Raw genomic sequence first — 761 nt, forward strand, 5'->3', positions numbered from 1 at the left:
CCCTCGCAACCCGCACTGTCTCAGCTGGGATCGTGCCGATCGGTTCCGGTCGCAGGCTCATCGGACATCTCCATACCAATGCCCCCGCCCCCTGATTCGCCGACAGTATCTCACCTACGTCGCGACCTGGAGCGGCTTCGTCTACGCGGCCTTCGTGATCGACGTCTTCGCTCGCCGGATTGTGGGCTGGCGCGTGTCGCGCTCTGCCCGGGCAGACTTCGTGCTCAATGCCCTGGAGCAGGCGCTGCACGAGCGCCGTCCCTCCGCTGGCGGCGGCCTCGTCTGCCATTCCGACCGTGGATCGCAATACGTGAGCATCCGCTACACCGAGCGCCTCACTGAGGCCGGCATCGAACCGTCCGTCGGCACCGTCGGCGACTCGTACGATAACGCCCTCGCCGAGACGATCATCGGCCTGTTCAAGGCCGAGGTGATCCATCGGCGCGGGCCGTGGCGCTCGTTCGAGGCCGTCGAGTACGCCACGCTCGAATGGGTGGACCGGTTCAACCACCGTCGGCTGCTCGAACCGATCGGCAACGTGCCTCCCGCCGAAGCGGAAGCCCGCTATTATGCGCAGGCCGAGGTCCAAGGCTTGGCCGCCTGAACCAAACCAAACGGCCTCCAGGAAACCGGGAGCGGTTCACTAGAGCTACTTGCTTCCGCGCTGGGCGAGGACGGCGGGGATGGTGCGCAGGAGGATGGCGAGATCCCGGCGCAGGCTCCAGCGGGTGGCGTAGTCGAGGTCGAGGGCGACGCGCTCG

1 protein-coding gene and 1 pseudogene are annotated in these 761 nt (G+C 67.0%); one reads left to right on the forward strand and one right to left on the reverse strand.

Features of this window, described 5'->3' with window-relative positions; all coding sequences use genetic code 11:
- Positions 1-604: IS3 family transposase (locus MFF58_RS31875; protein ID WP_238294335.1), on the forward strand; the 604-nt coding region annotated here is incomplete at its 5' end.
- 45 nt (positions 605-649) lie between these two features.
- On the opposite strand, the pseudogene MFF58_RS32430 reads toward MFF58_RS31875, so the two are convergent.
- Positions 650-761: pseudogene (locus MFF58_RS32430) on the reverse strand (sugar transferase); the annotation flags it as partial.

The sequence above is a fragment of the Methylobacterium longum genome (assembly GCF_022179385.1).
GTDB classification, from domain to species: domain Bacteria; phylum Pseudomonadota; class Alphaproteobacteria; order Rhizobiales; family Beijerinckiaceae; genus Methylobacterium; species Methylobacterium longum.